22 protein-coding genes are annotated in these 23273 nt (G+C 57.6%); 6 read left to right on the top strand and 16 right to left on the bottom strand.

Annotation, left to right across the window (positions count from 1 at the left end; genetic code table 11):
• Positions 1-30 precede the first annotated feature (30 nt).
• From DL88_RS14445 to DL88_RS20975, 9 genes are all read right to left on the bottom strand, one after another.
• A complete protein-coding gene (locus DL88_RS14445) occupies positions 31-1170 on the bottom strand; it encodes a hypothetical protein (protein ID WP_051955995.1) in 1140 nt (379 codons plus the stop codon).
• 14 nt (positions 1171-1184) lie between these two features.
• Positions 1185-2012 carry a hypothetical protein gene (locus tag DL88_RS19505; RefSeq protein WP_051955996.1) on the bottom strand — a complete coding sequence of 276 codons (828 nt, stop codon included), beginning with the start codon at positions 2010-2012 and terminating at the stop codon, positions 1185-1187.
• Positions 1987-3447, bottom strand: a complete 1461-nt coding sequence (locus tag DL88_RS14455; RefSeq protein WP_051955997.1) for a hypothetical protein — start codon at positions 3445-3447, stop codon at positions 1987-1989. The genes DL88_RS19505 and DL88_RS14455 overlap by 26 nt, the downstream gene beginning before the upstream one ends.
• Before the next feature lie 141 nt (positions 3448-3588).
• Entirely contained in the window at positions 3589-4596 is a 1008-nt protein-coding gene (locus tag DL88_RS14460; protein WP_034997380.1) for a zinc-dependent alcohol dehydrogenase family protein, read from the bottom strand.
• 91 nt (positions 4597-4687) lie between these two features.
• The gene (gene ccmI, locus DL88_RS14465; RefSeq protein ID WP_034997382.1) at positions 4688-5854 is read right to left on the bottom strand and encodes a c-type cytochrome biogenesis protein CcmI; all 1167 of its coding nucleotides are present in this window, start codon (positions 5852-5854) and stop codon (positions 4688-4690) included.
• A 76-nt stretch (positions 5855-5930) separates the two neighbouring features.
• Positions 5931-7322 (bottom strand): ATP-binding protein, encoded by a 1392-nt coding sequence (locus DL88_RS14470; protein ID WP_034997386.1) that lies wholly within the window; start codon positions 7320-7322, stop codon positions 5931-5933.
• Positions 7319-8065 (bottom strand): response regulator transcription factor, encoded by a 747-nt coding sequence (locus DL88_RS14475; RefSeq protein ID WP_034997389.1) that lies wholly within the window; start codon positions 8063-8065, stop codon positions 7319-7321. The genes DL88_RS14470 and DL88_RS14475 overlap by 4 nt, the downstream gene beginning before the upstream one ends.
• A 226-nt stretch (positions 8066-8291) precedes the next feature.
• Positions 8292-8654 carry a PepSY domain-containing protein gene (locus tag DL88_RS14480; protein ID WP_156971122.1) on the bottom strand — a complete coding sequence of 121 codons (363 nt, stop codon included), beginning with the start codon at positions 8652-8654 and terminating at the stop codon, positions 8292-8294.
• A 189-nt stretch (positions 8655-8843) separates the two neighbouring features.
• Positions 8844-8975, bottom strand: a complete 132-nt coding sequence (locus DL88_RS20975; RefSeq protein ID WP_280949209.1) for a hypothetical protein — start codon at positions 8973-8975, stop codon at positions 8844-8846.
• Positions 8976-9089: 114 nt separating this feature from the next.
• On the opposite strand from DL88_RS20975, the gene DL88_RS14485 reads away from it, so the two are divergent.
• Positions 9090-9707 carry a Cache 3/Cache 2 fusion domain-containing protein gene (locus tag DL88_RS14485; RefSeq protein WP_245270852.1) on the top strand — a complete coding sequence of 206 codons (618 nt, stop codon included), beginning with the start codon at positions 9090-9092 and terminating at the stop codon, positions 9705-9707.
• A 56-nt stretch (positions 9708-9763) separates the two neighbouring features.
• Here the strand turns inward: DL88_RS14485 and DL88_RS14490 are convergent, their stop codons facing one another.
• The 3 genes from DL88_RS14490 to DL88_RS14500 form a co-directional block, all read right to left on the bottom strand.
• Positions 9764-10150: a hypothetical protein gene (locus tag DL88_RS14490; RefSeq protein WP_034997394.1), complete on the bottom strand. Its 387-nt coding sequence runs from the start codon at positions 10148-10150 to the stop codon at positions 9764-9766.
• A gap of 55 nt (positions 10151-10205) precedes the next feature.
• Entirely contained in the window at positions 10206-11138 is a 933-nt protein-coding gene (gene tsf / locus DL88_RS14495; RefSeq protein WP_034997397.1) for a translation elongation factor Ts, read from the bottom strand.
• A 164-nt stretch (positions 11139-11302) separates the two neighbouring features.
• Positions 11303-12313 carry a 30S ribosomal protein S2 gene (locus DL88_RS14500; protein ID WP_034997473.1) on the bottom strand — a complete coding sequence of 337 codons (1011 nt, stop codon included), beginning with the start codon at positions 12311-12313 and terminating at the stop codon, positions 11303-11305.
• A gap of 341 nt (positions 12314-12654) precedes the next feature.
• Here DL88_RS14500 and DL88_RS14505 point away from each other — a divergent pair, with 341 nt between their 5' ends.
• On the top strand, positions 12655-13533 hold the full coding sequence (locus DL88_RS14505) for an ADP-polyphosphate phosphotransferase (protein WP_034997400.1): 879 nt from the start codon (positions 12655-12657) through the stop codon (positions 13531-13533).
• 108 nt (positions 13534-13641) lie between these two features.
• Here the strand turns inward: DL88_RS14505 and DL88_RS14510 are convergent, their stop codons facing one another.
• Positions 13642-14373, bottom strand: a complete 732-nt coding sequence (locus DL88_RS14510; RefSeq protein ID WP_034997402.1) for a cytochrome c biogenesis CcdA family protein — start codon at positions 14371-14373, stop codon at positions 13642-13644.
• 108 nt (positions 14374-14481) lie between these two features.
• A complete protein-coding gene (locus tag DL88_RS14515) occupies positions 14482-16056 on the bottom strand; it encodes a bifunctional aminoglycoside phosphotransferase/ATP-binding protein (RefSeq protein ID WP_034997405.1) in 1575 nt (524 codons plus the stop codon).
• Between the two features lie 347 nt (positions 16057-16403).
• Between DL88_RS14515 and DL88_RS14520 the strand changes: the two genes are divergently transcribed.
• The 4 genes from DL88_RS14520 (at position 16404) to DL88_RS14535 (ending at position 22553) form a co-directional block, all read left to right on the top strand.
• Positions 16404-17237 carry a universal stress protein gene (locus tag DL88_RS14520; RefSeq protein WP_034997407.1) on the top strand — a complete coding sequence of 278 codons (834 nt, stop codon included), beginning with the start codon at positions 16404-16406 and terminating at the stop codon, positions 17235-17237.
• A 227-nt stretch (positions 17238-17464) separates the two neighbouring features.
• A complete protein-coding gene (locus tag DL88_RS14525; protein WP_034997410.1) occupies positions 17465-19795 on the top strand; it encodes a Tex family protein in 2331 nt (776 codons plus the stop codon).
• Positions 19796-20637: 842 nt separating this feature from the next.
• Positions 20638-21372 carry a DUF4410 domain-containing protein gene (locus DL88_RS14530; protein ID WP_034997413.1) on the top strand — a complete coding sequence of 245 codons (735 nt, stop codon included), beginning with the start codon at positions 20638-20640 and terminating at the stop codon, positions 21370-21372.
• 233 nt (positions 21373-21605) lie between these two features.
• Entirely contained in the window at positions 21606-22553 is a 948-nt protein-coding gene (locus DL88_RS14535; RefSeq protein ID WP_034997415.1) for a glycosyltransferase family 2 protein, read from the top strand.
• Between the two features lie 19 nt (positions 22554-22572).
• Here DL88_RS14535 and DL88_RS14540 read toward each other — a convergent pair whose 3' ends face one another.
• Together DL88_RS14540 and DL88_RS14545 are read right to left on the bottom strand one after the other, a co-directional pair.
• Positions 22573-22944 (bottom strand): lysozyme inhibitor LprI family protein, encoded by a 372-nt coding sequence (locus DL88_RS14540; RefSeq protein WP_051955999.1) that lies wholly within the window; start codon positions 22942-22944, stop codon positions 22573-22575.
• A gap of 24 nt (positions 22945-22968) precedes the next feature.
• Positions 22969-23273, bottom strand: a 305-nt coding sequence (locus DL88_RS14545; RefSeq protein ID WP_034997420.1) for an IS5/IS1182 family transposase, incomplete at its 5' end; no start/stop codon positions are given.

Raw genomic sequence — 23273 nt, forward strand, 5'->3', positions numbered from 1 at the left:
GCGCTTCCCCTGTCTTCGGATTTTCATGGCTCAATCGTTCTTCGGCCGGTTCCAGGGGCCCTTGAAGAGCGGCCGCGATGGCTCCTGTTTCTCGGTGGGTGCTGCGATAGGTTCCTTGGAGGCGGCGCCATCGTAGGCTGTGGTTCGGGTCTGCAGCAGCAAGGCCGTATCGGTAGCGGCCTTGGCGGCGGCTTGGGCTGCCTCGATCGCCTGCCACATGAGAGCGTCGCGCGTTGCAAGCTCCTTCTGCAAGGCGGTGGCGGAGGCGGTCTGCGCCTCGGTATTCGCGCTGAAGGCGGTCACCACCTGGGACAATCGCTCGATGGCAGGGTCGAGCTTGATCTCGATGACCTGGTCGGGCGTGCTCATGGCATTGAGCCTTTGGGAGAGCGCTTCGAGCACACCGGTGACTGAGGCTGTGGAATGGGAGAGGCGTTCCGTCTCTCCGGAAAGATGTTGCGCCGCCGCTTCGAGGCTCGAGACGACGCTGCGTGTCAGTTCCTCTAGCGTCATGCCGCTTTGCTTCGAGGCTGCTTCCAAAGGTTCGGCCGATCGTTGCGTGACCGTTTCGAGACCGCTCAAAAGGCGTTCGCCGACTTGGTCGACCTTTTCCTTCGTCTCGTCGAAACCATCCATGATCGCCTGTTGCGCGGCGCGTCTGAAGCCGGCCAGTTCCAGGACGGTATTATCGAGTTCCCGGCGTACGCGCCGCGCGGCGTCGGCAAGTTCCATGCGGGCATGGGCTTCGACCTCGACCGGGTCCTGACGCATCTGGTTGAAAAGGATGCGCAGGGCGATGCCGGTGATTGTCGAGGCGATCGCCACGCCGAAATTCTGCACGATGAGTTCCGCCGCGCCATCGGCGTTGAACTGATAGAGCGAGACGGCGAGGCTCGTCAGCGTAAACAGAAATCCCATGTAATAGAGATTGTCGCCGGATTGATCATCACGCAGGCGCAACGGCCGTGCGAGGAGGATGAGCAAGGCATAGGCGACCATGATGACGACAGGGCCGAAGGTCACGAAAAAGGCGCTGACCCCGTGCAATTTGGCGTCGATGATATAGAGGCAGCCGCAAACCACGACTGCGAAGAAGATGATTGCATTGACGATCGGCGTACCGATGATGCGGGAGGAAAGGCGGATCGCACGGGCATCGAGTTCGGGCATGGTCGCAATCCGTCCTATCCGGCGCCCTGCAAGCGCGTGACATCGCGCAGATGGCCATCATTATCCCTTATCCATTCCTTCCAGAAGCGGATATGCGCTACGGAATCGAGCGGATGTTTCATCAGCCTTTGCACATATTCGATGGAAACCTCGGCGCCGTGGAGATCGGTACTGAACTTTTTGTATGCGGGCGAGCGTTTGTAGCGATCGAAGGTCAGGTCGCCGGCATATTGGGAATAATCGGAATCATGTTCGATCATGTCGGAAATGATAATGAGCTTCTTGTCACCGGACGCCACTGCCTTGCCGGTGAAACGGTCGATGGCAATGCCCTGGATGGCCGCCATGATCGGCGAATAATCTGCATGTCCGGCCGCGAGACCCTGATCGATCGCTTCGAGAACAGGCTTGTGAAAGGATTCGAGCCAGCGTTTGCGGGCAAGCACGGGATTGGCTGTCCAGGTGCTGAGCCCGCGTCCATCGCCCGGATTACAAAGGGCGACCAGAGACCGGCTGCTATTGTTCGCGGGGTCGAGCACGCGGATGTCGAGAAGCGCATAGGCGGGCAAATCTTCGGCAATATCCTGCAGTAATGTCGCGAGTTCCCGCTTGGCGGGGGCCGGCAGATCGTCGGAGGCGTCGACGAGCACGACTGTGGTCGAATGCGGACCGCCTTGCGGGCAGAGTGTCGCCGTATCGAGCGCCGGTGGACGCTCCGCCGTCAGATAGACATAGGCGAAACCGGCTGCGGCGATGAGTGCGAGAGCGATGAGTGCGATACCGGGAAGCAGACCGAGGCTGCCCTGCGGTCTGGATTTACGCCGCCGTCTGGGTCGCGCCATAATGTCCATCCGCTATCATATCGTCGATCTGTCTGTAGCCGGCGACGGCGGCATCGAATTCCTTATTGATTTCATCGACCTGGCGGGTCAACAAATCCTGAGCCTGCAGGATCGATTTGCGCAGGTCGTCGCGCGCTGACTCGTTCACGGTTTCTCCAAAGACCGGCAATTGCTCCATGACATAAGGTGTGTCGAAACGGATGGGTGCCGGCACCGAACGATTGTGCCGGTTGGCCTCCCGGTAAAGGGAAAGCAGCGCCTGGGCCGTGCGCGCGAGCTGGCCCTGAAAATCGAGAAACGCGGCGTTGAGACGGACGCGCGCCTGCATGATGGCGTCGAATTCACCGCGCCTGAGGCCGAGATCGCGCGCAGCTTCCTTCATGGCTTCGCTCGCCTCGTCGCGAATATCGCGCAATTCATCGATGAGGTCGTTCTTGCGCGCGGTATAGTTTTCGTGGGCCAGGATGCAATGACGCTCGACCGCTTCGTAGCCTGGATACGGATCGTAGAAAGTGAGCCCGTCCAGCATGGCGATGAGGGAAAACAGGACGCCGATCGCGAAAAACACCCAGGATAAAAGATCATGTAGCAGAAGAGGGGTCGATGTCAGCTGCCGCATGGCCGTGGTGGCGGCATCGCCACCGCCACCGGCAAGGGCCGAGGCGTCGCGGTAATGGGCGAGCGCGAGATTGAGGAGCACAGCAAAGCAAAGGTAAAGCGCGAGGCCGAGGAAGCCTGAGAGCTTTCGCAGGATCGATTTGTGATTGAGCTGGCGGATCACAAGGAGACCGGCGAGAAAACTCGCGATGATGTTCAAAAGGGCGAAGACAAGTGCCATGAGGACACCGCCGAGAAAGCCCTGTTCATTGCCCTGGGCGAGAAACGAGCCGTTGATGACCAGTTCAAAGACCGAAAGAACGCAGATGACGCCGATTTTCAGCAATTTCGCCGCGGTGCCGGAGACATTGGCGCTCCGTTGCAGGCGGTGAACCTTGCGGAAACGGTCGCGATCCTGTTCCCGGTCGAGAATCTGCCTGCGCAAACGAAAGAGGTCGTCGCGTCCTTGCGCGGCCTCGGCGCGGAATTCGCTCACGACTTCCGGCGCCGCCTGGCGAATGGCATGGAACCGGCCCTCGAAATCGAGACCCGCCTGACGCTCCGCATAGGTTTGAATCTGGTCCTGATAGGAGGCATGGACCAGCCGTTTTTCGTTTTCGATGCGTTCGACGATGAAATGTTCGACGTCATCGAATGTCGAGGAATCGCTCGCGGGTTCATTCATGCGTCCGCGCTGTGCGCCTTTTTCCTGCAGGCGCATGTCGGCGGCAAGTTTGTCGACACTCAGACTGGGGAAGATGGATGTCGGTGCCGCATAATCATGCGGCGCGCGCCGAAGACCGGATAGCAGCCGGGAAATCGCAGACGAGCGGATCAAGGCCCTTGTCCATTGAAATGATGGAATATCTGGTCTGATGAGCGGTGAAGCCGGCGGACTATGGACCCGACGGTTCGGTTTGTCGAGATTCGGCGCCGGTCGCGCCCCTATCCGAAGGCGGATAAATTGTCCGTGTGGCCGTCAGATATCGAGGCAGATCTTGCCGAAATGGCGGTTGCTTTCCTGATGCCGGAAGGCCGCGACAATCTCCTCCAGGGGAAACTGGCTGTCGATGATCGGCTTCAACCCATTGGCATCGATGGCGCGGATCATGTCGATCTGCTGGCGGCGGCTGCCGACGAGCACGCTGATGAGCCGGAGCTGTCGTACCAAAGCGGTGACGATGTTGAATGAGCCGGCCACGCCCGACAAAATACCGATAACGGAAATGTGACCGCCGACACGTGCCGCAATCATCGATTGATCGAGCGTGCCGGGACCTCCGACCTCGATGACATGATCGACGCCACGGCCATCGGTCAATTCCCGTGCTGTCTCGCCCCAATTCGGGTTTTCACGATAATTGATCAGATGATCGGCGCCCAAGGCCTTTACGCGCGCGAGTTTCTCGTCGCTAGAGGATGTGGCGATCACCGTCGCCCCGGCGATCTTGGCGAATTGCAGCGCGAAGAGGGAGACGCCGCCGGTGCCCTGGATCAGCACTGTATCGCCGGCCTTGAGCCCGCCATCGACAAAGAGGGCGCGCCATGCGGTCAGGCCGGCGGTGGTCAGGGTCGCCGCCTCGGCATGCGTATATCCGCGCGGCGCGCGGGTGAACCATGTCGCCGGCGCCGTGACCATTTCGCGTGCATAACCATCGATGCCATCGCCGGGAACCGTGGCGAAACCGACGACCTCGGCGACACCATCGAGCCAGGTTGGAAAAAACGTGCTCACGACGTGATCGCCGACGGCGAATTCAGTGACATCGGCGCCGATCTCGATGATTTCTCCCGCCCCATCGGCCATGGGAATGCGCGGAACAGCGGGACCCCACATGCCGCTGACAACGGCATAATCATGATAATTGAGAGAGCTTGCGCGAAGGCGCACGGTGATTTCACCAGGCTGCGGCTTGGCCGTTTTTCGCTCTCCGATAGTGACGCGATCAAAACCGCCGCCGGGTTCGACGATGATGGCCTTGGACATGAATGCCTCCCTGTATGCAAACGTCGAATCATGTTGGGACTGGCCAGCCCAAACTTTGGGGCCGGATCGGATGCCAGGGCGGTCTCAAGCCTCAGCCTTTGAGCCCGAGTTCGTCGGCGAGCGCGTCGATGCGGGCGAGAGCTTCCGCGTTCCCCATCATGGCGCGGCGGGCATCGGCAAGCGCTCCCTTGGCCTTGGCTTCTTCCTGCAGGACATTATAGGCACGGATCAGCCGTAGCCAGCCCTCGAGATCCTGCCCGTTCTCGGCGAGCCGCGCCGCCAGCCTGTCGACCATCGTGTGAATGACGGCATTGCGCTGGGCTTCCGGCATGGCGGCTATGGCGGCGGCGCCCTGTGGCATAGCCGGGGTGGCCGGCACAGGCGCGGGGGGCGGTGCGCTTGCCCCGGTGGCGTTCTCCGTATCACCGAGCGCCGCGAGGCGTTGCCGCAGCAACGGCACGAAAGCAGCGTCGGCAGGCGAGTCCGCAAGAAGTTTCGTCCAGAGCCGCCGCGCATTCTCCTTGTCGCCGGCCTGTTCCGCCGCAATGCCGAGATAGAATTGTGATCTTGGTTGATCGGGCGCCGCGCGGAAGGAGTCCTGAGCCTCGGGCGTGACGATGCCCTTCGCCATCATGACCAGGGCTTCCCCATAGGCGGCGCGGATCGCCGGGTTCTCACCCGTGAGCCGCAGAACCTGAGCGTAGGCATTGGCGGCCTCATCGAAACGGCCAAAACGCATATAGACGGGAGCGAGAACCTGCCAGCCACGGCTGTCCTCAGGATTTTGCTTCAGATGTGACTCGATCTTGGCGACGAGCGCCGACATATCCGATTGTTGCGGCTTGTCGAGACGGGCCTGCAAAGGCGCATCCGGCTCGCCCGGACGGCCAATCATAAGATATAGCCCGAGCGCGACTGCCGGAATCACGGCCAGCGCGATAAGAGACACGATTCGGACACGCCAGGGGGATGGGCTGGAAGCGGGAGTGTCTGAAGCCCCGGCTTGTGGCTCGGCTCCGGTTTCAAGGCTTCTGTCGGTATCGGCGATGAAGCGGCGGGCGGTCTCAGCCTTGAGGGATTGTGCTTCCTTCTCGGTCAGCAGGCCGCGCGTGACATCCTGCGCGATCTCATTCACCTGCGCGCGATAGAAATCGGCCTCGCTCTCGCGCCATGATCGTGTATTTGACCGCCGCGCGAGTGGCAAAAGCACGCTCATCACGGCAAGACCCGTCAGGACCGCGAAAACAACCCAGAGCATTCAAACGCATCCTATCGAACCAGAGCATCAAACCGGAGAGTGGACACCACGAGGAATATTGTCCTGTGGGGAGCAATCAAGCCGCCGGAAGGCGCAGGATCGCACGCAAACCCCTTGCAGGACTGGTATCGAGCGTCAAGCCGCCTCCGTAAAGCGCGGCGAGATCAGTCACAATGGAAAGGCCGAGGCCGGAACCCGGTTTGGTTTCATCGAGCCTTCGGCCTCGCTTGATCGCTTCGGCGCGCATTTCCTCAGCGAGGCCCGGCCCATCGTCGTCAATGATGATGAGCAGGAATTTTCGTCCTTCACTTCCCGCTTCCTCAGTGGCGGTCAGGCTGACGGTTGAACGCGCCCATTTCTGGGCATTATCGACGAGATTACCGATGATCTCCTCGAGATCCTGTTTCTCGCCCTTGAATTTGAGGGAAGTGGGCACTTTGGTCTCGAATGTCACCGCGCGGTCACGGTAAATCTTGCTGAAAGTCCTGTCGAGAGCGGCAACGATGGGCGCGACGGGGGTTATGCTGCCAAGCGTTCCAGCCCGGACCGCAGCCCGGGCACGATCGAGATAATAAGTGATCTGATCGCGCATCAGCAGTGCCTGCTCGCTGACCTTGGTGGCAAAGCCCGTATGCTCGCTGTGCGCTTCGTTGACGATGACGCTCAGTGGTGTTTTCAGGGCATGGGCCAGATTACCGACCTGCGTCCGTGCGCGCTCGACGACTTCGCGATTGGAAGCGATCATCAGATTCAGTTCCTCGGCCAGCGGCGCAAGGTCATGGGGGAACGAGCCCTCGATTTTCTCCTTCTCCCCCCGCCGGATCGCCACCACCCCTTCCCGCAATTGCCGCAGAGGCCGCAATCCATAATTGAGCTGCAGCCACGTCGATCCGATGAGGGCGAGGGCGAGAAGAAGAAAGGTGATGGCGAGCGAGAGCTTGAAGGAAAAGATGCGCTGATCGAGTTCCTCAGTCGTCGCGGCGATCTGGACGAGATAGATGCCACGATCACCTGCATCGACGACACGCTCGATAATGCGGAGCCGGCGGTCGTCGGGGCCGATCGCATAACCGCGCCGGCCGCCACCTATGCCTGCCGGCACGCCGAGATTGGCGAGTTGCGGCAATTTCGCCGCAAAAAGGGAGCGCGAGGCGCGAATCTCGTGATTTTCGTCGTCGATACGGGTGATCTGCCAATACCAGCCGGAAAGCGCGAGATCGAATTGCGGATCGCCGAGCTTGTCTGGATCATGTTGCCGTTCCTCCGTTTCGGAAGGGTTGAGAGGGGTGGCGAGATCAACGATGAGGGCGCGCATATAGACGCCAAGGCGTTCGTCGAAGCTCGCTTCCTCGGCTTTCTCGTAAAGGGCGGAGAGAACGACGCTGGCGATGAGAAGGATGGTGAAGCTCAGGACGACGGCGAGCAGGAACAGGCGGCCAGCGAGTGATCCCGGAGGATGCAGTTTCACGGTTCGGACTTTGCCGGGCGCGCTGTCGATTGGGAATCCGCCTTCGGGTCCGATTTGGGATCATTTCTCGGCGGCTGTGTTTCCCCGGCGGCCGGAACGCGATAGCCGAGGCCGCGCAATGTTTCGATAATATCGGTGCCGAGCTTCTTGCGCAGGCGTCCGATGAAAACCTCGATCGTATTGGAATCGCGATCGAAGTCCTGATCGTAAAGATGTTCGATAATTTCCGAGCGGGAAATGACCCGGCCCGCGTGCAGCATCATATAGGCGAGCAGGCGGTATTCGTGCGATGTCAGTTTGACCGCAATATCATTGACCGTCACGGCGCTTGATCGTGTATCGAGCTTGACCGGACCGCAGATCAATTCATCTGTGGCCCGTCCGGCGGAACGCCGGAGCAGGGCGCGCAGGCGGGCGAGAATTTCCTCCATATGGAAGGGTTTCGCGACATAATCATCGGCACCGGCGTCGATGCCCTCGACCTTGTCGCTCCAGCGATCGCGCGCCGTCAGGATCAGCACGGGCATGGCGCGATCGGCTTTGCGCCACTCCTTCAGGACCGAAAGCCCGTCCTTCTTCGGCAGGCCGAGATCAAGCACCACGGCGTCATAGGGCTCGGTATCGCCGAGAAACCAGCCTTCTTCGCCATCGGCGGCATGATCGACCGCATAGCCCGCCTGAGAGAGGGCATTGGTCAATTGCCGATTCAGATCCTTGTCGTCTTCAACAACCAGAATGCGCAAGGGCGTCGTCCTGTCTTCACTGCTATTCGCCGGGTGTATGGCGTTTTGGAATCGTCCGGAAACGCTCCACTCAAAATCAGGGCATTTTCAAAGCAATCGAGTCGCGAAACGATCCAAGGTTGGCGGAAAATGCTTCATTGGGTCAAGCGGCGCAGGGAGGCGTTTCGACAGCCGGGATATTGGCTTTCATCTGCAGTCATGGGGAAGGGAAGCCTTTCGCCGCGCTTTAGCGCGCGTCGGCGATTTCCGCGCCATCCGTCGCATCGAAATAGACATGAATGACCCGGCCGTCCTGCCGCAGGAGATTGATTTCGTAAACAAGCTGTTCATTCCAACGGCAGAGCCGGGCGCCGATTGCTTCCGCTCCCCGCTGCCGGCTTTCCCGCTGAATGATCTGGAAAGGTTGCACCAGCTTATGCGCCGTCGCCTGTTCTCGCGTGGAGGTTGCTGAAAGGCAAATCCGCTCGATCCGTTCGGCTGAGCCGGAACGGGGCGCGGATGCCAAATCTTCAGCCACAGTCGCGGAGGAGACCATCGCCTGCATCAGGAGGGTCAGGCTGCAGCATGAGAACAACGGAAGGCTCTTCATGTCAAAATCATGCGCATCAACAAGTGAACGGGCCCTGAACTTCAAATTCAATTGTTTCCCGTCTGCGCGTATACGTCAAGCAAGCAAGGCTGGATAGTCTATGGACATATATCCGCTGTTGACAACAGACGCTAAGCTTTTTCTGTCGATAAGGTTCGGATCGTCATTGCTCAGGCCCAGTGCGGGTAGTCAAGCGGTGGTTGGGAGTGCTTGTCCTTGTAGAGTGAGGCGGATGGTGTCGATGGCTTCCAACTCGGCGAGCAACGCATTCTGTGCGGTCAATGCTTGAATCTGCACAGCCTGCGCCTCGATCCGCGTCATCAGCGCTTCTTTGTCGGGGGGCAGGTCGTGCTAAATGCGGCCAGCGGCAAGTGATTGTTTTGGGGAACCTTTGCCCCCTGCTCAAATTGACTTGGCATTGCGGGCCACTTTTTCGTGGATTTAAGAGAAAGCAGCGCTGCCGGTTCGGCGGCACCGTCCTTCTGCGGCAGAGCGGCGAATAGACGCAAATTGAAGCTCAGGGGGGATATGATGTTTCGTAACCGATTTTATTTCCCTGCGCTCGCGGCTGGGCTGCTGATTGTTGCCGCGGCTATGTTTTCCACTACCGGCTACGCCAAAAGCAATCCAAAAATCATGAAGGCGATGGCCGATCTGAAAGCGGCGACCGAAAAACTCGGACCGCCCAAACTTGAAGGGTTCGACCCCGTCAGCGGCAAGAAGGCGGCTGCATTATACTTCGGCAAGACGAAGATGAATAATGATTTCGCCATCGTCGATGCGGTCGTGAAGGTGAATGGCGGCACGGCCACGCTTTTTGCCAAAACCGGCGAAGAATATGTGCGTGTTTCGACCAACGTGCCAGAAGGCTCGGGTCGTGCGACGGGCACTATACTGGATCCAAAGGGCAAGGTCATCGTCGACATCAACGCCGGAAAGCCGTTCTACGGCGATGTCGACATACTTGGAACACCATATACGACCGGCTACGAGCCCATCAAAGACGGTTCCGGGAAAGTCATTGGCATTTGGTATGTTGGCTACAAGAAATAGTTTGATTTCGGTGGGGATCGCTTGTCGACGCCCCCTGAACGGGGCGTCACCTCTTTTCACAGAGGTAATTCGAAGCCTTTCAGGACTTTTCTACCAGTTTTCCATGGCTGCACAGGCTTTTGAAAGAAAAACTCATAGTTTAGCGCCGCTGGCTTGCAATCATCAAAGACAAGTCCGAAGAAAATATGCTCACGAGTATTTAGACTTGAAGCTAGCCTATTGTCTATGCGCAGCTTCATGTAGAAAATTGGGGTGTTTTTGAAATGCATATTGCGCCGTGGGGCTTTTGAAAGCGCGATAAATCTGGAGCGACGCCAGGAGTAATGGGCATTCCTCCGCTCACATCTGCCGAGTCTGTGAGGCTTATCCGCGAGACGAGCCGGTGCCCAGGATTGGCTTCTCACGAAAAAACCGCCGGCGATGCGGCGGTTTTTCGATTGCATGGGTTAGTTTTCAACGAACGGGCATCCGCGAAGCGGAGCTCCGTCCCCGCCTGGCTCAGGCCTGGCCGCTGGCGGCGGCCGCGACTTCCGCGGCGAAATCGCTTTCCTGCTTTTCAATGCCTTCGCCAAGCGCGAAGCGATGGAAGGCGACGAGCGTGACCGGCGCGCCGGCCGTCTTTTCCGTCTCCTTCAGGATCTGGCCGATCGTCTTGCCCGCATGTTCGGGATAATTCGAAACCTGATCAAGGAGGCAGGTCTCCTTGTAGAAGGTCTTCAGGCCGGATTCGACGATCTTTTCAAGCACATTGGCGGGTTTACCGGCGTTCTTTTCGGCGAGCACGGCTTTTTCGCGCTCGACGACGGCCGGATCGAGACCCGCCGAATCAATGGCGAGCGGAGCTGCCGCCGCGATATGGAGGGCGATTTCGCGGGCCAGAGGCTGCACCGCCTCGGCATTGCCCTCCGTCGCGATACCGACGAGAACACCGATCTTGCCGAGCCCTTCCGAAACAGAATTATGCATATAGGAGCCGATCGCGCCGGTCGGCACATGGATCAGGGCAACCCGGCGCAGGGTCAGGTTCTCTCCAATCTTGGCGATACCTTCGGAAATCGCGTCGCCGAGCAGACCGCCAGCCGGATAATGGGCTGCTTTCAGCGCCTCGATATCGGTCAGGCCCTGCTGGATCGCCACGCGAGCGATATTGCGGACGAGGAACTGGAAATCATCATTGCGGGCGACGAAATCGGTCTCCGAATTGACTTCGACGAGAACACCGGTCGTGCCTTCGATATCCATGCCGATGAGACCCTCGGCGGCGATGCGCCCGGCCTTCTTCGCGGCTTTGGAAAGACCTTTCTTGCGCAGCCAGTCGACCGCCGCCTCGATATCACCGCCCGTCTCGTTCAGGGCGGCCTTGCAATCCATCATGCCGGTGCCGGTCTTCTCGCGAAGCTCCTTCACCATCGCGGCCGTGACGTTCGCCATCGTCTAATCCTTCGCGCTTTTGGCGGCCGTGAGCACACCCTGCCGCCGCGTCCATCTCAAAACACCAATCCCAAAAGTGGGGACCACTTTTGGGAATTGATGACTGTCATCACTTGTCGAAACGGACGGCCGGGACCGTCCTTTCTCTTGTGTTTCGAACCGGCTCAGCTGGCGAGAAGGCCGCGCGCCTGATCCACCCAATGATCGCGCTCGATGCGGCCATTGAGCTTCAGATCCTGATCGATCTTGGAGACATCCTCGGGCGTCATCGCCGCCAGCTGCCAATAGTGGAAAATGCCCGCGTCGTTCAGTTTCTTGGCGATCTGCGGGCCGGAGCCGGGCAGTTTCGCGAGATCGTCAGGCGCGCCACGCGGCGCATCGAGCAGTTCAAAGATTTCCGTCGGAGCGGCTTCATATTCGCCTTCGACTGGCGGCAGATCTTCCACCGCCGTTTCCATGTCGCCGAGGTCGAAGCCGCTCATGCCCTGGCTGCGGGAAATGCCATCCAGCGCGGCGCGAGCGATGAGGTCGCAATAAAGCGCGATGGCGCGGCCGGCATCGTCGTTGCCGGGGATCGGATAGGTGATCCCGTCAGGATCGCAATTGGTGTCGAGGATCGCGGCGACGGGAATATGCAGCCGCTCGGCTTCCTTGATCGCCAGCTGTTCCTTATTGGTGTCGATGACGAAGATCAGGTCCGGCGTGCCGCCCATGTCCTTGATGCCGCCGAGCGCCTTTTCCAGCTTGTCGCGTTCGCGCGACATCATCAGGCGCTCTTTCTTGGTGAGGCCGACTGCGCCGCCCGCAAGAACTTCATCGAGCTTGCGCAGACGCTGGATCGAGCCGGAAATGGTCTTCCAATTGGTCAGCATGCCGCCGAGCCAGCGGGAATTGACGTAATATTGCGCGGAACGCTGCGCCGCATCGGCAATCGAGTCCTGAGCCTGGCGCTTGGTGCCGACGAAGAGCACACGGCCGCCGCGGGCCACGGTATCCGAGATCGCCTTCAGCGCCTGATGCAGCAGGGGAACGGTCTGGGCGAGGTCGATAATATGGATATTGTTGCGGGTGCCGAAAATATAGGGCGCCATTTTCGGGTTCCAGCGATGCGACTGATGGCCGAAATGGGCGCCGGACTCGAGCAGGCCGCGCATGGTGAAATCGGGGATAGACATAATATTCAAACTCTCCGGTTGGACCGCCGCAACGCCATTTGGACCAAATTCCCCCATTTCAAAAAGGGAACCCGGCCACCGGGAACGATCCTTAAGACAGGATCGCGAGCGTCACGTGTGGAATTTGGCGCTTATGAGCCAAATCAGCGCGCCACGCAAGTGTTGCTGAAAGTCTTGCGGAGAAAGTCTCAAGAGACGACTTGGAGAATACCGGTCAGTTTCGAAGAGCAGCGGGATCGACGGATGTTTCTCGCCGTTTCAACCCTGCGGGCGATTCATCTACCACTGGACGGTTGGGCTGCGAGGCGTTTTAGAGCGTAGCTATTCTTGAAAGGATGATTATGGCGATTTCAGTCAAAGACTTCCGCGTTGCTGAAGGAAGTGCCGTGGTGCTGAAGGCGTGGCCAACACTCGTCGAGCCGCTCTATCGCTCGAAGGAAGAGTACAAAGTCATGCTGGCTGATCATGTTGATCAGCTAAGCCATATGCAGCGCCTGCATTATGCCTCGAACCGTTATGCTGTTCTCCTCATTTTTCAGGGCATGGATGCGGCCGGAAAGGACGGCGCCATCCGGCATGTGATGTCGGGAGTCAACCCGCAAGGCTGTCAGGTCGTCAGTTTCAAGGAACCAAGCCCGACCGAGCTCAATCACGATTTTCTGTGGCGGATTTCGGAGCATCTGCCCGAACGCGGACGGATCGGGATCTTCAATCGTTCCCATTATGAAGCGGTCCTTGTCGAACGGGTTCATCCGGAGCTGCTGAAGAATGAAAACCTGCCCGACGTCAAAGTCGTCGACGAGGCGGTCTGGAACGGACGCTTTCAGTCCATTCTGAATTTCGAGAAGCATCTGCATCTCAATGGGACGCGTATCGTCAAATTCTTCCTCCATCTTTCGAAAGAAGAGCAGCGCAAGCGCCTCTTGGAGCGTCTCGACGATCCCGCGAAGAATTGGAAATTCAGTCTCGCCGACGTGCAGGAACGGCAATATTGGGAGCAATACCAACAGATATATGAGGCGTGCCTCGCCGTAACGAGCACCAAGGATTGTCCGTGGTACGTCATTCCTGCCGATGACAAGGAGAATGCCCGCCTGTTCATCTCACAGGTCATTCTCGATCATTATCGAGAGCTCGATCTTTCCTATCCGCAGGCGGATTCCGCGCGTCTCGAAGAGCTGGCGAATATTCGTGCGGCGCTCGAAAAAGAAAAGGGCTGACGCTGCGAGCCGGGGAATGGCCGGAGCGCCGGACAAACAGGCAAATGCCTTTCCGCTGTGATTCGGATGCGGTGGCCGGGAAGGAATAGCGCCTTCCCGCCTCCTGCATCATCCAAGCGTTGCGAGAGCGGGAAAGCGTTCGATCAGCCAGAACGAAATGGTCTGGAGCGAGCCGGTGAGGAAGGCGATGCCGGTGAGAACAAGGCAGACACCCACCAGCTTTTCCATGATGCCGAAATAGGCCTTGAACCGTTTCATGAAGCGGATGAACGGTTCGATCATGACCGCGGCGAAAAGAAAGGGCACGCCGAGCCCGAAAGAATAGGCCGCAAGCAGAAGGGCGCCAGTGCCGATGGTTTCCTGTGTCGCCGCGACCGCGAGGATGGCAGCGAGAATCGGCCCGATGCAGGGCGTCCAGCCGAAGGCGAAGGCGAGCCCCATAATATAGGCGCCCCAGACGCCAAGCGGCTTCTGAACCGAGACGCGCGCCTCGCGATAGAGCAGGGCGAAGCGGAACACGCCCAGAAAGTGAAGGCCCATGAGAATGATGGCCGCGCCTGCCAGAATCGAAAGCGGATGCAGATAGGCGCGCAGAATGCGGCCGAATGCCGAAGCCGTGGCGCCGAGTCCAACGAAGACCGTTCCAAAGCCGAGAACGAAAAGGAGCGCGGCCAGCATGATATCGCGGCGTGCCTGACGCTCGCGCAAGACGGCAACATCTTCGATCGTCGTGCCGGCGATGAAAGTGAGGTAGGGAGGGACGAGCGGCAGAACACAAGGGCTCAGAAAAGAGAAAAGCCCCGCAAGCACAGCAGCGGAAAGCGTGACGTCATGGGTCATGGCTGTGGAACTCCGCGCAAGGCACAGGCCGTCAGGCAATAAGGCTGGAACAAATGAGCATAGGTTGATTGCTTAATCAAATCGCGGTGGATGAAAAGTGTATTTTCCTTAACGGGTTTCACGATAAAGTTGCAGTGCCCGCTGCGCGAGGCCGGCGGCATCGCCATCAGCCTCCAGGATGATCCACTCGACGGGGGTGAGGGCACGCGCTCTTTGCGCGTGGACGATGGCGGCATCGGCGTCCGAGGGATCGTCGCGCCGCGCATTGACGCGTTCGATCTGGCGCTCGAGACTTGCCTCCAGCCAGAATCCAAGAAATGGGTATCCTGCCTGCTTGGCTGCCTGCGCGATGCGGCTGCGATCGGCTGGCCGGTCGAATACGGCATCGGCGAGGACGCCGTGACCGCTTCGCAGAATGTCTTCGGCCGCGGTCGCGATCTGTGCATAGACTTCAGCCGATATTTCCGACGCATAGGCTGTGGCGGGCAGGCGGGTTTCCGCGGAAACGCCGAACAGGCGTTTGCGGAGACGGTCGCTCGCCAGAATGCGGGCGCCCGGCGCGGCGCCGATTTCCGGCGCGAGCGCGGCGGCAAGCGTTGATTTTCCGGTTCCAGACAGTCCGCCGATGGCGACAAGGCTTGGTGGTGGCGGCTGCAACAGCGTTTCTGCGAGAGCGAAATAGCTTCGTGCTTCATCGCCCTTGCCCATTGTCGCGGCGACATGAGCGCGAATGGCGGCGCGCAGGGCCATGAAGAAGGGCAGTGCGCCAAGACCGTCCTCCTCGTCCATCTCGTCGAGATAGCGGTTGAAGATCCAATTGGCTGCGGCGCCGAGACGGCGATGCCACAAATCCATGAGCAGAAACGCGAGATCGTAAAGAATGTCGATGCGCGCGATATCGTCGTCGAATTCGAGGCAGTCGAATAATGTGGGTTCGCCTTCGAAGATACAGATATTTTTCAGATGCAAGTCGCCGTGACAATGACGGATCTTGCCGGCTTTGGCACGTGCCTCGATGAGTGGGGAAAGCCGCGTCAAAACATTTCGGAAAGTTTCGTCGAGCCGCTGAATCGCATCGCCGGGGATGAATGTGCCCGTGTTGAGGGCGGCGTTGAAAGCGGCTCGATTGAGATCGAGAATGTGTATGATCCTTGTAATCGCGCTGCCGCTTGATCCGGCTTCGACGATTTCGGCATTGCGATGAAACGCGGCGATATTGCGTGCCAGTTTCGTCAGAAGTGTATGAGGAAGTGCCCCGTGATCTGCCTGGTCCGCGAGCAGGGCGCCGTTGTCAAAACGGCGCATTTCCACCAGAGCGTCCATCAGCTCTCCCGTGCCGTCGAGGACAAGTCCGCCATCGGCGTTCCGCGTCACGCGATGAACGGCGATATAAAGATGCGGCGCGGTGCGGCGGTTCAATGCAAGCTCGCGCTCGCAGGCCGCAAGACGCAATTGCGGGGTCGAGAAATCGAGATAGGGCAGATGGATCGCCCGCTTCAGCTTGACGGCACGATCGGCATACAAAAAAATCTGTGAAATATGGGTTGTCATGCGGGATTCAGGCGGCTTTGCGCCGAAGAGCCCGACGGAAAGCAGGAATGCAATCGTTTCCGCCTGCGGATCCGTCATTTGTTGCTGGATTGGCGGCGGATGCGCCGTTTCCCCGGTCGATTCGGATGGCATTCAATCCCGCCGTTCTAAAAAGGGCCCGCAACGGTGGAAGGAGCATTGTCCAGCCTGCGGCATTTCCGCCCAAGAGGAGCTTTGAGCGGGTGTTCGGCCCAGTGTTCAGACTGAATTCGCTTCGTAATCCTGTTTTTCACGGTTTTGATGAAAATGTGGAAACAGACCGATAGCCATCTCTCCCTGTCTTCGTCTATGAGATATGTGCAAACGGGCTGTCCTGCGAGTCGCGGGACTATGATAACCTAGCCCGAATCGGATTGGGAGCGGCCGATTCCGACGCGTCTTTCGCGGCTTAGTTACGTTCCGTAGAAATGCGCGGCGTGAATCCTATCGGAGGCAGACATATGACTTATGCGGCTTTGATGGTCTACGTCGATATACGCGAAGATGCTCCCGCGCGGATCAAGTTCGCGGGTAATCTGGCGGAAGCCTGTGGGGCGACGCTGATCGGCATCGGTGGCAACCTGCCTGAAATGCCTTCCGTCGATCCCTATGGAATGGGTGCGATGGTCGGCGAATTGATGACGCTGGAGCATGATCGCGCGGAATCGGCGCTGCACGACGCCGAGCATAAGTTTCAGGAACTTGTCGAAGGCAAACCGTTCAAGTCGGAATGGCGCGGCGCGCTTGCCTATCCCGGATCGCTCATCACCCGGGAATCGCGCGCGGCCGATCTTTTGATCCTTGGACGCGAGGCAGGGCCAACCTATCCCTATAATGAGCCGAATATCGGCGATATTCTTCTCACCTCCGGACGGCCCCTGCTCATCGTGCCGCAAGGTCTGGAAAAAGCGCCTGTTGGCGGAACCGTGATCGTCGCCTGGAAGGAGACGAAGGAATCTCGCCGGGCGACGCATGATGCCTTGCCGCTGTTGCAGCAAAACAGCGAAACGATCGTCGTGGAATTGACCGAGAAAGACAATATCGACGAGGCCAAGCGGCAGACGGAAGATGTCGTCACCTTCCTCGGGCGGCACAAGGTCAAGGCAACGGCCTATACCGAAATCCTCGGCGAGAAATCGGCACCTGAGCGGCTTCAGGAAATCGCCAGGGAAAAAGGCGCCCATCTCATCGTCATGGGCGGTTATGGCCATGCCCGCCTGCGCGAATGGACCTTCGGCGGCGTCACGCGCGACCTCCTGCGCACCTGCCCGATTCCGATCTTTTTGGCGCATTGATCGCGGCGGATCGCTTTCGCTCTTTATTCCTCGGTTCTACCGGTTTTTCGAGGGGAGCCGAGGTGATTGGCCGCCTTTCAGTTTTTACGTGAGAGCATTGCTCGTTGCGCCAAGCGCATGAGCAATGCTCTATGTTTTTGTAAATGCACTAAATTTGATCCGAAATGTGGTGTCCACTTTTCGGGTCAATGCTGTAGGGTGGCCGCTTCATAATCGAAGAGACAGGCATGGCCACTGGTAAAAACCGTATAATTCAGACACTCGTCACCGAACTGCAGGCGCGGCCGCAACAGATCGAAGTCGCGGTTTCCCTGCTTGATGAAGGCTCGACCGTTCCTTTTATCGCGCGCTACCGCAAGGAAGCGACGGGCGGCCTCGACGATACGCAATTGCGCCTCCTTGAAGAGCGCCTCGCTTATTTGCGCGATCTCGAAGCACGGCGTCAGAGCATCGTCACCGAGATCACGTCTCAAGGCAAACTGACCGACGAACTCGCGGCGCAGATCGAAAAGGCCGCGACCAAGGCAGAGCTTGAGGATATTTACCTTCCCTTCCGCCCAAAACGCCGGACGCGCGCGGAAATCGCTCGCGAACGTGGCTTGGGACCCTTGGCGGAGGCCCTGCTTGCCGACCGCAAGGCTGTTCCCGAGGAACTGGCCTCCGCCTATCTTTCCGAGGAGGTCGCCGACATCAAGGCTGCCCTCGAAGGCGCGCGCGACATATTGACTGAAAGCTTCGCCGAAAATGCCGAACTCGTCGGCCGTTTGCGCAGCTATATGCAAAGCCACGCTATGCTGCGCTCTCGCGTGATCGAGGGCAAGGAAACGGCGGGCGAGAAATTCGCTGATTATTTCGATCATTGCGAAAATTGGGCGAAGGTGCCGAGCCACCGTGCGCTTGCTATGTTGCGGGGACGCAACGAGGAGATTTTGTCGCTGTCGATCGAGGTCGACGCCGAGGACGCCTCCGCTTTGAAGCCCGTGGAACGTATGATCGCCGATGCCTATGGCATTCGCGCGGAGGGCGCCTCAGACAAATGGCTGCTCGATGTCGCCCGTTGGGCCTGGCGCGTGAAGCTGTCGCTGCATCTGTCGTTGGATTTGATGAATGATCTGAGAGAACGCGCGGAGAAGGAAGCCATTCAGGTCTTCGCGCGTAATCTGAAGGATTTGCTCCTTGCCGCGCCGGCTGGGTCCCGGTCGACTATGGGGCTCGATCCGGGCATTCGCACCGGCGTCAAGGTCGCTGTCGTGGACGCGACCGGAAAGCTTCTCGAAACCGCAACGATCTATCCGTTCCAGCCGCGCAATGACATTGCAGGGGCTATGGCGGAGCTTTCGCGCCTGATCCGCATACATAAGGTCGAGCTGATCGCGATCGGCAATGGCACGGCGAGCCGGGAAACCGACCGGCTTGCGGCGGAAGTGATCGCCGCATTGCCGGGAGCGAAGCCGCTCAAGGTCGTCGTCAGCGAGGCGGGTGCTTCCGTCTATTCGGCTTCCGCGCTGGCGGCGGCGGAAATGCCTGATCTCGACGTCTCCTTGCGCGGGGCGGTCTCGATCGCGCGGCGCCTGCAGGATCCGCTCGCTGAACTGGTCAAGATCGATCCGAAATCGATCGGCGTCGGTCAATATCAGCACGATGTCAATCAGGCATGGCTCGCCAAGTCACTGGATGCCGTGGTGGAGGATGCTGTGAACGCGGTCGGTGTCGATCTCAACACGGCTTCCGCCGCGCTGCTTTCGCGTATATCCGGCCTCAGCTCGTCGCTCGCCGACGCTATCATCGTTCATCGGGAGCAAAAAGGCGCTTTCAAAAGCCGTCGCGAGCTGCTCGACGTCTATCGCCTGGGCCCGCGTACATTCGAACTCTGTGCCGGCTTTCTGCGCATTCGCGACGGCGCGGAACCGCTCGATGCGTCTTCCGTCCATCCTGAAGCCTATGGTGTCGCGCGCAAGATCATCGCCGCTTGCGGCCGAGATCTGCTCACGCTCATGGGCGATGCCTCGGCGCTGAAATCGATCAATCCGGCTCAATTCGTCGATGAAAAATTCGGCCTGCCGACCGTGCGCGACATTCTCGCCGAACTCGAAAAACCCGGCCGCGATCCGCGTCCTGAATTCAAGACGGCCACCTTTGCCGAAGGCGTTGACGATATCAAGGATCTCGTGCCGGGCATGATGCTCGAAGGCACCGTGACCAATGTTACCAATTTCGGCGCTTTCGTTGATATCGGCGTCCATCAGGACGGGCTCGTTCATGTGTCGCAACTGGCCGACAGATTCGTGAAGGAACCGAATGAATTCGTGAAGGCGGGCGATGTCGTGAAGGTGCGCGTCGTCGAAGTCGATGTAAAACGCAAGCGCATTGCTCTCTCCATGCGCACGCAGGATGGCAAGGCGCAAGGAACCGGGCCCCAAGCAGGCGAGCAGAAGAAAGCCGCCGGAACGTCCGGGCGTGCCGAAAGCCAAAACAAGGCGAAGACAGGCACACGGCCGCAGGCATCTCCTCAGGGAGCTCTGGGCGCGGCACTCAGTGCGGCTTTGCAGCGCAAATAAAGGTCAAGGCGGGCCGATGCCTTGCGTCATCGGCTCGTCCGCATGGTAAAAGCCAAAGCCGAAGTACAATACAGCAGCCCTGATTTTGGCTGACTGAGACTGTCAATTCTCATCCGGCTTGCACGGCGTAACAAATCAGATTGTTAACGGAAAATGCTCTCGGCCAAGGCGTTCGGATTCAAAACCGACTTGGATCGCTCCCGATCCCCGCATTATTATCTCTCATGACGCTGGCGTCAGATCACCGGCATTCGATATGACCGTTAAATGCCTGGACGCTGTGATCAATGATCGATACCGGGCGCAATCCCGACAAGTCAAATCTTGGCGTTGTACTCGGGAGTTGCTTTATCGCATATCTCGTTAATCCGAACCTTTCGCGATCAATAAGATCTGTCGGGAATCCGCCGCCCAGGCGCCACAGAGCCCAGCCTATCAGATTATAATGAATCCAGCTCATTCAATCCTGTTGTCAGTCCGCGCGCAGAGACGGAAATCACGCGGTTACACATCGTTACGTGACTTTGACAAAAGTCGATAGAACGACAAATCCCAGAAAAACGCTGGCGACAATCCGCGAATATTCTCCTTGCGATATCCGCTGTTGGAGAAACTCGCCATGCTTCTAAAATCGAATTTCATGACAGCTGCCGATTACACGCGTGTGATCGTGCCACGAAGATTGTCTACGTTATCAGTGCCGTCTCTTCATTGTGTTTCCAGGTGGAGGAAAACGACAGCCTCGCAGCTTCATCTATCAATGCGATCGTCCTGACCTGATAGTCCGCCTCGCGCGAATATATCAATCCTACTGGACGCGGTGAAGTCGAAGGAATCCGAGAATGACGGTAAGAAACAAATCGCCGCAAGGTCTGTTCAAAAAAAGGATCTGGTTTCTGCTCACGATTATTCTGGGTGCCAGGCAGATCCTTGCAGTCGATGTCAAGGCTGGTGAGTTCCCGGCCGATACTCGCTCCCAAGCGATTTACGTAAGCGATTTTTCGATTGGAAACCACAGTCTTCGATCGGAAAGCCGGCTTTCCGGTTTGCTCGTCCATGATGTTCTCGAGCAGGAAAAGGCGAACTCGCTCCCATCGCTCATGAGTAGAACGATTGCGCGGGATCTTAATAATAAGGGGGGCCGTGCCTATCGACTCAGCGAAGGATCTCCCATGCCGACGAATGGCATATTGATCAGCGGAGCCCTGGTGGAGATTGATGAAGGCAATCGAATACAGCGATCGATCATCGGGTTCGGTGCTGGCCGTACACATATACAAGTGAAGGTAACGGTTAAAGACCTTTCTAGCGGAAAGGTATTATCGCCAATTCACACTATTTGCCGCAGCAGTTCCAGCAACAAATCACCTGGAGCGATCGTCATGCCATCGCCTCACGTGGCGGCAGCGAAATTTTTGTTGGCGGGACATGATCTTGATCGCAATATCAAGCATTGTGCCGCAATCATCACAAATGAAGTCTTGGCAAACCTAGACTTAGAGATAAGTGATAAAAACTATAGAGATATCACCTTCCATTCTAAAAGCCTGATCCAATCAATGATTGAACATCTGTAAAAATAAAGATTTATATGTCGTATAAAAACATGCGTCTGCATAGCGAATGTTGATGCATTGCATGCATACAGAATGTTGTTGCCAGCATATTATAATATGCATTCAGTATAGTGAATTGGCGATGTCATTACAAATGATGCTTAATTTATATACATAAAAAATTGCTTGCATCCTGATCCGGGTCTGCCTGCGGGTAGAATGTCGTTATGATGTAAACAAGGAAAAATATACAAATGGCAAGCCTGTCTGTAATCATCCCTGTCTATAATGGCGCCGAGACGGTTCCCCTATTGCTCGATGCTTTGAAGAAGCAGACAGGTGATATTGAGGAAGTAGAATATATTATCGTTAACAACATGAGTACGGACAATACCAAAGAGGTCGTTCTAAAAAGTGCCGAGAGGCTCGATCTCGGGATTATTTATATCGAAGAAAACCAAATTCAAAGTGCTTATGCGGCGCGCAATAAAGGAATCCGTGTCTCGACCGGAGAAATCATTCTTTTTACCGACGCAGATTGTGTTCCACATCCGTGCTGGATAGTTAATCTTGTCGCTGCTTTCACCGACGGGAAAGTCGGTGCCGTCGCCGGACGCATTGACGCCTATCCAGGTGAGACATTATTGGAACTTTTCGCCACACGTGCGGAGATCCTCTCGCAATCTGCTGCCCTGAATCATCCGTTCTTGCCATTCAGTCAAACTGCCAATGCAGGTTTTCGAAGGGAAGTATTCAGTTTGACCGGTCTTTTTCGTGATCATCTGGAAGCTGGCGGCGACATCGACATGAGCTGGCGAATGCAACGCATGACGAAATTTGATCTTCTTTATACCGACGACGCCATCGTTTATCATCGGCATAGAAAAAACATTTCTGCTCTCTACGAGCAATTTAGGCGTTACGGCCGCTCCTCTGTATACATCGAGAAACTTTATAGTCTGAGCGTCAAGCGGAAATCCTATGCACCATTTCTAACAAGACTGTTTTTGTGGATCTGTCTCTATCCATTCCTCAAAATAAAGCATCTTTTCGGGCGAATTTCGAAAGCCGAATTGTATCATGAACCGCTGGCGATTTTTATAAACATAGCCATGATTATCGGGCAGCGCCAGGCTTTGGAAGTCGATCTGGCTGAAAAATGGAAATTCGACTTTCTCCATCCACTATTGGTAGAGCGCTAAATAGAACCTCGTTTTTTAGTTAGGGCACCGGACAGGTTAAATCACCTTCCCGGCAGTCGAACATACGTTGTAATGTGTCGAGACGCATATGTGTCTCATCCTTGAGGCAGTCGGAGAGGATCGTCGGATAGAGGCTGCCGCCCTCGACACCGGAGGCGATGAAGGCACAATCGGCATCCCGCAGGGTGATCCAGGCGCGTTGCGCACTAATCAGCAGTTTCTGTCTATCAGCATCGCCCTTGAAGCGCCCGAGCAGATCATTGTAGACCGCATTCAGACGTGCGTCGGCGTCCTTGAAGGCTTTCCCTGCGCATTCATTGATCTCCGCCTGCGTGGCCGCATTTTCGCAGTTCTTCGCGGTGGCGAATGCTTTCGGAGGGGGCAGGACCATTACTATCGACAGCGCTAGGGTGTGTTAGCGCTTGATCCATTCATTGGTTGCGGCGAGACAGAGGATGCCGAGGAAGGAGCAGGCAGTTTTTTCGTAGCGTGTGGCAATAGCCCGCCATTCTTTCAATCTGGCCCAGAGGTTCTCGACGGTAGACCGATTGTTGTAGATCCAGTCAGGGCAGGCAACCGGCGCTTCGTTGCGTTTGTGTGGGATGGCTGGGCGTGCGCCCCTATCCCGGATGAGAGTGCGGAACGCGTGCGAGGCATAACCTTTATCACCGACGATCCAGCCGGGGATATCCGGCAGGCAATCGATCAGGCCTGGAGCCA

It is taken from the genome of Beijerinckia mobilis (assembly GCF_000745425.1).
In the GTDB taxonomy this organism is placed as follows: Bacteria; Pseudomonadota; Alphaproteobacteria; order Rhizobiales; family Beijerinckiaceae; genus Beijerinckia; species Beijerinckia mobilis.

What these genes read in the sequence shown, in the direction of transcription:
- DL88_RS14445 (WP_051955995.1), bottom strand. Translation starts at nt 1,170, where the DNA reads ATGCCCGAACTCGATGCCCGTGCGATCCGCCTTTCCTCCCGCATCATC.
- DL88_RS19505 (WP_051955996.1), bottom strand. Translation starts at nt 2,012, where the DNA reads ATGGCGCGACCCAGACGGCGGCGTAAATCCAGACCGCAGGGCAGCCTC.
- DL88_RS14460 (WP_034997380.1), bottom strand. Translation starts at nt 4,596, where the DNA reads ATGTCCAAGGCCATCATCGTCGAACCCGGCGGCGGTTTTGATCGCGTC.
- ccmI (WP_034997382.1), bottom strand. Translation starts at nt 5,854, where the DNA reads ATGCTCTGGGTTGTTTTCGCGGTCCTGACGGGTCTTGCCGTGATGAGC.
- DL88_RS14480 (WP_156971122.1), bottom strand. Translation starts at nt 8,654, where the DNA reads ATGAAGAGCCTTCCGTTGTTCTCATGCTGCAGCCTGACCCTCCTGATG.
- DL88_RS20975 (WP_280949209.1), bottom strand. Translation starts at nt 8,975, where the DNA reads ATGACGCGGATCGAGGCGCAGGCTGTGCAGATTCAAGCATTGACCGCA.
- DL88_RS14490 (WP_034997394.1), bottom strand. Translation starts at nt 10,150, where the DNA reads ATGCAATCGAAAAACCGCCGCATCGCCGGCGGTTTTTTCGTGAGAAGC.
- tsf (WP_034997397.1), bottom strand. Translation starts at nt 11,138, where the DNA reads ATGGCGAACGTCACGGCCGCGATGGTGAAGGAGCTTCGCGAGAAGACC.
- DL88_RS14500 (WP_034997473.1), bottom strand. Translation starts at nt 12,313, where the DNA reads ATGTCTATCCCCGATTTCACCATGCGCGGCCTGCTCGAGTCCGGCGCC.
- DL88_RS14505 (WP_034997400.1), top strand. Translation starts at nt 12,655, where the DNA reads ATGGCGATTTCAGTCAAAGACTTCCGCGTTGCTGAAGGAAGTGCCGTG.
- DL88_RS14510 (WP_034997402.1), bottom strand. Translation starts at nt 14,373, where the DNA reads ATGACCCATGACGTCACGCTTTCCGCTGCTGTGCTTGCGGGGCTTTTC.
- DL88_RS14515 (WP_034997405.1), bottom strand. Translation starts at nt 16,056, where the DNA reads ATGCCATCCGAATCGACCGGGGAAACGGCGCATCCGCCGCCAATCCAG.
- DL88_RS14520 (WP_034997407.1), top strand. Translation starts at nt 16,404, where the DNA reads ATGACTTATGCGGCTTTGATGGTCTACGTCGATATACGCGAAGATGCT.
- DL88_RS14525 (WP_034997410.1), top strand. Translation starts at nt 17,465, where the DNA reads ATGGCCACTGGTAAAAACCGTATAATTCAGACACTCGTCACCGAACTG.
- DL88_RS14530 (WP_034997413.1), top strand. Translation starts at nt 20,638, where the DNA reads ATGACGGTAAGAAACAAATCGCCGCAAGGTCTGTTCAAAAAAAGGATC.
- DL88_RS14535 (WP_034997415.1), top strand. Translation starts at nt 21,606, where the DNA reads ATGGCAAGCCTGTCTGTAATCATCCCTGTCTATAATGGCGCCGAGACG.
- DL88_RS14540 (WP_051955999.1), bottom strand. Translation starts at nt 22,944, where the DNA reads ATGGTCCTGCCCCCTCCGAAAGCATTCGCCACCGCGAAGAACTGCGAA.